The sequence below is a fragment of the Photobacterium chitinilyticum genome, from assembly GCF_004104355.1.
Taxonomy (GTDB): domain Bacteria; phylum Pseudomonadota; class Gammaproteobacteria; order Enterobacterales; family Vibrionaceae; genus Photobacterium; species Photobacterium chitinilyticum.
Map to the genome: position 1 here is coordinate 1 of NZ_RJLM01000028.1, position 7,215 is coordinate 7,215.

General features: G+C 46.5%; 6 protein-coding genes and 1 pseudogene. 1 reads left to right on the forward strand and 6 read right to left on the reverse strand.

All coding sequences use genetic code 11. From position 1 onward, the window contains the following. Positions 1–146: 146 nt before the first annotated feature. The 3 genes and pseudogenes from EDI28_RS25150 to EDI28_RS27050 form a co-directional block, all read right to left on the reverse strand. Positions 147–773, reverse strand: a pseudogene (locus EDI28_RS25150) (ABC transporter permease); the annotation flags it as partial. Further along, entirely contained in the window at positions 766–1,407 is a 642-nt protein-coding gene (locus tag EDI28_RS25155) for an ABC transporter ATP-binding protein (RefSeq protein ID WP_128786606.1), read from the reverse strand. The gene EDI28_RS25155 and the pseudogene EDI28_RS25150, both read right to left, overlap by 8 nt. A gap of 94 nt (positions 1,408–1,501) precedes the next feature. Beyond that, positions 1,502–1,645 carry a hypothetical protein gene (locus tag EDI28_RS27050; protein WP_164918623.1) on the reverse strand — a complete coding sequence of 48 codons (144 nt, stop codon included), beginning with the start codon at positions 1,643–1,645 and terminating at the stop codon, positions 1,502–1,504. A 355-nt stretch (positions 1,646–2,000) separates the two neighbouring features. Between EDI28_RS27050 and EDI28_RS25160 the strand changes: the two genes are divergently transcribed. Then, a complete protein-coding gene (locus tag EDI28_RS25160) occupies positions 2,001–2,627 on the forward strand; it encodes a helix-turn-helix transcriptional regulator (RefSeq protein WP_128786607.1) in 627 nt (208 codons plus the stop codon). A gap of 80 nt (positions 2,628–2,707) precedes the next feature. On the opposite strand, the gene EDI28_RS25165 is transcribed toward EDI28_RS25160, so the two are convergent. The 3 genes from EDI28_RS25165 to EDI28_RS25175 form a co-directional block, all read right to left on the reverse strand. Then, positions 2,708–3,832 carry an aminotransferase gene (locus EDI28_RS25165; protein WP_128786608.1) on the reverse strand — a complete coding sequence of 375 codons (1,125 nt, stop codon included), beginning with the start codon at positions 3,830–3,832 and terminating at the stop codon, positions 2,708–2,710. A gap of 41 nt (positions 3,833–3,873) precedes the next feature. Beyond that, complete coding sequence (locus EDI28_RS25170; RefSeq protein ID WP_128786609.1) at positions 3,874–4,857, reverse strand: ornithine cyclodeaminase family protein; 984 nt, start codon at positions 4,855–4,857, stop codon at positions 3,874–3,876. Positions 4,858–5,104: 247 nt separating this feature from the next. Next, entirely contained in the window at positions 5,105–6,994 is a 1,890-nt protein-coding gene (locus EDI28_RS25175; RefSeq protein WP_128786610.1) for a methyl-accepting chemotaxis protein, read from the reverse strand. Positions 6,995–7,215: the final 221 nt, after the last annotated feature.

Sequence of the window (7,215 nt, forward strand, 5' to 3'; positions counted from 1 at the left end):
ATTTTGGTCAAGGACAAGTTGAGCAGCTTCAAGCTTAAACTCAGGGCTATATGTTCTTCTGGTACGTTTGGTCATTGTGTCACCTGTTCAGTTGTGAGGTGATGATATCACCTCTAATCAGGTGGCCAAATTAACTATGCCACTTCAAGGATCTGGCCAGTCATCATTCCCGGAAGGCTAACAATACCGAGGGTGGTCATTGATGCCAGCTGAGGTGCCAACGCTGCCTTTACCGCTGTTTTGATAAACGGCTGCACCGGAGCCGGCGCGCCCATCGCAAGATAAAACTGATACTCATTTTGTTTTTCCCGCAGGCTACTGTACCAACGTTCGATCGCCAGTACATTCGCCGTCAGGCAGTTACCGAGTAACATCCCGGCGACCGGGATCATATACTGAGCCTGCCACCAAGGTTCAGCCTGGATAACGCCAGCCAATAATGCTGGCAAGATTACCAGTAAAGCCACTACTTGACCGGCTATCACGGCTGGCATAACCATCTTCAGCTTGACCTCAGCCCGGCGACAAATACTGTATCCGGCGACGATCACCATCACGGATAACCACAGGACATTTAGCCCCAAATTCTGAAACTCAAACAGTGTTTGTAAATACAGACCCACAACTGCAAGTTGTAGTGTCATTCGCAGTGCTGCTTCAACCAGCGCTCGACTAAGCCCAAGCTGCCAGCGGTGAAATAAAAAAAGAGGGATCAACAGCAGCAGATAGAAGCCACCTAATGCAAAATTGCTAATATTCAATGCATTATCCATGGTTTGCCTCCATTAAGTGTTGATACTGACAAGCTTGCAACCAAACCGGGTCATGCGAGACAGAAACCATTGTCAGGGGTTGCTCGGACAACAATGCAATAACCTTATCCCGGCTATCCGGATCCAGGGCGGATGTCGGTTCATCAAGCAACCATAACGGTCGTGCCATCAATATTGCTCTGGCAATCGCCAGTCGTTGCTTCTCACCGCCAGACAGCTGGGCAACGGGCTGACTCAGAGGGTGCGGGAGGGCTAGCTTTTCAAGAACTGACTGGCATTGCTTATTGTCTGGTACCGTGGATGTCATCGCCTTCAAGCGCCACGGAATACGCAGCACCTCACCAATATCTTCTGCTCCCATCACTGCTTGTTGCGGCAAATAACAAAACTGCTGCCGCCACCAAGACAATGATTCAGCGTCTACAGGTCTTCCTTGCCAGAAGAATGAGCCGCTAACAGCCGGTCGTAATCCGGCAAGCACTTGCAATAGACTAGTTTTACCACACCCTGATGGGCCTGAAATAGCCAAATGCTCCCCTTGCCGTATTGTTAGGGTCAAGTAATCACGCTCGGAGCGTTCCAGACCTGATCCTAAATCACTTATTGCCAGAACACTTCTAACCGCTTGCGTCATGTAGCCTTCATCCAAACCATCTCTGATCCTTGCAGTCTAATGGCAGCGAAACCATGATTCAAATTGATAATAATTGTTCACCCAACCAGTTAGATTAATACTTATATGCCCAAGCTACCTTTTCGGTAATAGATGGCAGTGCTTGATTAGCATCTTCCGCCATGTTGACCACCTGCTGCTGACTATTGTCCATTTCAGTCACAGCTGATTCACTCCCTGTATCTAGAAGCCGCCACATACTATTTCACGCCATTGGATATTCGCTACTCGGTTGGCAGCGCCATTCGAAATTCAGCTACTAAATACTTAAAACTCAAGCAGGTATCGAGCAGTCGAGCCTTAAACCTATAACTAGATACCCCCAACCAATTATCAACAAACAGCCATTTGAATGTTGCGTTTTTGTGAGCGAAATTATTAAGCTAGTCCATTATTTAGCTACATTAATAATGAACTAGCTTATGAGACTTTTAATCAAACCTTTGATCTAGCAGGCTAGGCAACTCCCTCTATACAAAAATGATGCAGCTCGGTAGTATGCCCACCATTATTTGGGGTTGTTGAGCTTTACCAGTCAGGGGAAACAGTAAAAAATGCAAACAAATGCTGAGTTACTCTTACACCGTTATGCGTCTGTCGCTGACGGCATCGCATTGTTGTTCTCTGATTATGTCGAAGTCATCATCCATGATCTGGAAAGTCAGAGTGTGGTACATATCGCCAATAATATTTCTAAGCGAAACATCGGCGATCCAGCCGCTCTGGATGACGTCAATTTTGAGCAGACGGAAGCTGTGATCGGACCGTACGAGAAACTCAATTGGGACGGTAAGAAAATCTGTTCAACCAGTGTTGTATTACGGGATGACCAGAATACTCCCATCGGTATGCTATGTATTAATATGAGTACCGCTCCGATTGAAGCTGCCCGAGAAGCCTTGGAGCTCCTTCTGCCAATGAAAAATCTGATCCCGCAACCGGAAAAGCTGTTTCATGATGACTGGCAAGAGAAGGTCAACAGCTTTATTCACTTATGGTTAGCCAATATGAATTTAACTATCCCTACCCTTTCCAGAAAAGATAAGCGAGTGCTGGTGGAAGCATTATATGAGGAAGGAGCATTTAAAGGTAAAAGCTCAGCCGACTATATTGCGAATGTACTGGGTATGGGCCGAGCGACAGTTTTCAACTATCTACGCGAAATAAAAAATAAGATATAAGACACCTTCACCCTCAGCCAGTCATAGCTATATTTGGCTGAGGGCGACTCTGTTTAATTCACGAAAATTTAACCTCAGGTTCAGATCTTAAGTTCGGCAAGAAACTCGGAGACTTTCGCCAGCCCTTCTTCCAGCACGTGCGGGCTATTAGCATAACCGATACGGACATAACCCTCCATTTCCAGCACACTCCCAGGAGTAAACATTACGCCTTTCGACTCAAGGAGTCTGACGCAGAACTCACGGGAAGACATGTCAAAGTCATACTTCAGCAAGGCAATGGTGCCAGACTTGGGTTTGATATAAGAAATCAAAGGCTCCTTTGCAACCCAGGCATCCAAAGTCGCGCGATTGGCCTTACAAATACGACGACTGCGTTCAAGGATGGCATCACGGCACTCTAGCGCAATACTGGCAAAATGATCATCCAACATACCGACGCTGATAGTGTTGTAGTCCCGGTGAATACAGACAGCCTGAATCACTTCAAGCGGCCCTGCGATCCAGCCGAGCCGTAAGCCTGCCAAAGAGAAAGACTTGGACATACTGCTGGTACTGATCCCCTTTTCATACATATCAGCGACGGAGGCAGTAAAGCCGTCACCATCTTCATCCGTTCCCCGATACACCTCGTCACACAATAAATAGGCATCACAGGAACGGGCTATATCGACAACCTGTTTAAGAAAGGCTTCATCCATCAACGCACCCGTTGGGTTGTTCGGGTTATTGACCACAATCAAGCGGGTATTCTCTGTCGCAAGTTTTTTCAGCTCACTCAGATCAGGCAAAAACTGATTCTCTTCCCGTAGCTTGATTACCTGCACATCAGCACCATAGCTCTCCGGAATGGAGTAATGCTGCTGATAGGTAGGCAGAACCGAGATAACCCGATCCCCAGGAGCAACCAAGGTTTCGTGAACCAGGGCATTGGCACCGATAGCACCATGGGTGATCAAAATATTTTCCCGCTGCTGTTGTTGGTACACTTCAGTGATGTTATCGCGAAGTCGATCAGACCCTTCAATGGCTCCGTAGGTCAGTTTCATCGGCAGCAACTCTTCAAGAATGCTGTCACGCTTACCTGACATATCCAGTAACTGTTCCACGGTTAACGACTCAACACAGGTCTCCGCCAAGTTATAGCGGCACGTGTTCTCGTAATCGTTCATCCAAATCTCAACACCAAATTCTTTGATTCGCATAACCTATCCTTATTATCCAATTATCTAGTAAGACTTCGTGATCACTGTTCTTTATTTGCTAGTTGCCATATACCATAAGCCATAGCAACATCTTCTAGCCCTAACCCTATCGAGCGGAAAAATACTGGCTTGTCATAATTAGGTAGAGGGCATGTCCCTGCCTCCAAATCGACCAAATCACCCATAATCTGTGACTTGTCCCAATCATGTTCTGCCGCGGCAAGGCACATTTCACCGGCACTGGCAGGTGTTGTCTGCTTGTAATCACAAAACACATCGGCATGACTAAGAAGAGCTGGCGGTACTTCATGGGCATTAACGGCATTCGTGCTAATAGAAGTGATAAGCGCCGATTGCTTGATATCATCTAGCGAAATGACCGGGTGAGCAGAAGATGTACACAACATGATCACATCTGCATTTTCCACACAGCAAGCCACTGAACCTGGAATATGGATTCGAGAATCTAGTGCCTTTAGTTCTGCCTGAAGCTCTATGTCGTTGTCCAGTTCAGGCGCATAAAGAGTAATTGTCTGCCACTCACGAAGCCCTATCGCATGCTTAAGATGAGCCAGACCAACGCTTCCCACACCAATCAGTGCCAAATGACGACTGTTTTTCGGAGCCAGATGATTGATCGCCAATGCAGTTGTCCCCGCCGTTCTTTCAACCGTCAACTGACCCGCATCACACCACAATAATGGCAGCCCTGTCTGCATTGACATTAAGTTCGTCCACGCCGTGATGATCGGCTGCTCGTCTGTAACCAGATAAGGAGAAAGCTTGGCACCAAAGACGCCCTCTTTGGCCATCACGCCAAGGTAAGTAATGTAGTCCCCCTTATTATCAGGAAACAGGGCCACCGTCTGCGGCGGCTGAACGGCACTATTCTGCCCCAGAGCTTGGAACAAAGACTTCATCAGAAATTGAATATCTAACTGCGGCAACAAAGTGCGGACTTCTTTGTCATTAAGGATCAATGGCTTAACAATATGGTTAACAGTATCAGTTTGATGGCTTTGCATGCATTTTCTCACTTACTCGTTACTGGAATACAAACAATGTACCACAAAGTACAAAATATACTAAACAGTATATTTTGTACTTTGCTGGATTTATAGATACACGTTATTTTTACGGCAAGACGCCAAGAGACTAGGACCGTTGGTCGCTCAGAATTCATTTAAGGAGGGGAGATTTATTCGCAAAGAAAAGTTTATGTGATGAGAATAGTTAGGAAACGCAATGTTTCCTAACTATTAAGAGACAGGATTATAACTTGTAGCGTTTGATTTCTTGCTCAAGAGAATCCGCTAGCGTTTTCAACCCTTCGGCTTGTTGAGCTGCCGCATGGCCTTCTGTCGACATTTGGTTTGCCACAACTTGTACGCCTTCTGTATTCCGACTGATTTCAGCAGTTACACTTGATTGTTCTTCTGCTGCAGACGCAATCTGTGTCGCCATATCACTAATCATATTAATCTGGCTGGCAATACTTTCAATACTCACACCTGCTTCATCAGCATCATTAACGCTGGTTTCAGCCGAATGGTGACTATCAGACATCACACTGACTGCTTGCTGCGTCGTTGATTGAAGAGATTCAATCATTGATTGAATCTCTTCCGTCGAGGTATGTGTTCGCTGTGACAGTACCCTAACCTCATCAGCAACAACCGCAAAACCACGGCCTTGTTCGCCAGCACGAGCGGCTTCAATGGCGGCATTCAACGCCAATAAGTTTGTTTGCTCGGCAATTGAACGAATCGTTGCCAAGATAGAACTGATCCGCTGAGCATGGTCGTTTAAGTCTTCGATAATAGTCACAGCACTATCAACCTCACGAGCCAAGTTACCTATTGATGACTGGCTTTGACGCACCTGACTGTGACCTTCCTGTGTCAGCCCTACTGCATGTTCTGCTGTTTTAGCTGTATTTTCAGCATTACCTGCAATCTCTTGGGTTGCACTTGCCATTTCGGTAACCGCTGTAGCAACCATGATGATTTCATCTTGCTGCTGACGGATATTCTCGCTTCGCTGAGCGGCGGCATTCGCTGAATCGGTTGCTGAACGATTAAGCTCTAAAGTGATTTCACTTAATCGTGTGACCATCTGATGTAAACGTGCAACAAATACATTGAAGTTCGACGCAAGCTTTCCGACCTCATCGTTACTACGGGTATCAATACTCACTGTCAGATCACCTTCGCCATGGGCAATATCAGACAGCGCATCACTAACTTTGGCTAACTCAGCCAACTGGCGATTAACAAACCACGCGGTACCGGCCCCCATCACCAGCAAAATAACCAAACCAAACAGCATTTGCTGCAAGACCATGTTTCTCAATGGCGCTTCAAGCACATCGAGATCCATAACAAACACCAAAAGCCATGTTGTATTCGGGATACGTTCGAGCTTCACCGCCTTTTCCCGACCGTCGACAATGGTTTTAAAGAAGCCATTGGAGCTTATTTCCTGACGCAAATTCTGCAGCGCAAAACCCTGGCCAATTTCCACGGTATCTTTTAATACTAGGTCTTTATTCGGATGCGCAATAACGATGCCACTGCTATCGAGTAACATGGCGTAACCATCACCCAACACCGGCATGGAAATGACATCCTGAGTCAGTCCATCTAGAGCTAGGTTAGAGGCTGCAACCCCGATGATCTCACCATTATTACGGACAGGCTCCGCCATCGTCACCACCAGCGTGTTCATCGTATGGCTGACATAAGGCTTGGTGGTAATGAAGTCATTGGCGGCAAATGCTTGTTTATACCATCCCCGGGTTCTTGGGTCGTATCCCGCTTTATTGAGCGACGGGTCCTGGCGGAACATTTCACCCTTAACATTCCCGTAGTAACTTAATCCAAACCCTCCTGACTTATAAGTCTGTTTAAGATGCGAAACAATATCGAGTGACTGATCATTTTCAATCGCGTCTTTCAGGCCCTCTATCGCTAGCCTTTTCCCTAGCATCCAGTTGCCAATGCCCATCGCATGAGCTTGCGTCGTATTGGTACTTTCACTTTCAATGGCACGCCACGCTTCCTGTTTCATGCCAGAATACGAAACAAAACCAAATGACACCGCGGTCACGGTAATCGCAACGACACTGGCTAAAACCAGTTTTGTTTTTAATGTAATATTCATTAGTAGTACCTTGCTTTGCAGTAAATATTCGCAATCGTATTGCTTATCGACTTAACCACTTAGAAAAAAGGCCGACCCGAAGCGGGTCAGCCAATTTCTTATTGGGGTGCAGCTAATTTAGCCACCGAAGTCATCCAGCAGGATGTTTTCGTCTTCGACACCAAGATCTTTCAGCATGCCGATAACGGCTGCGTTCATCATTGGCGGACCACACATGTAGT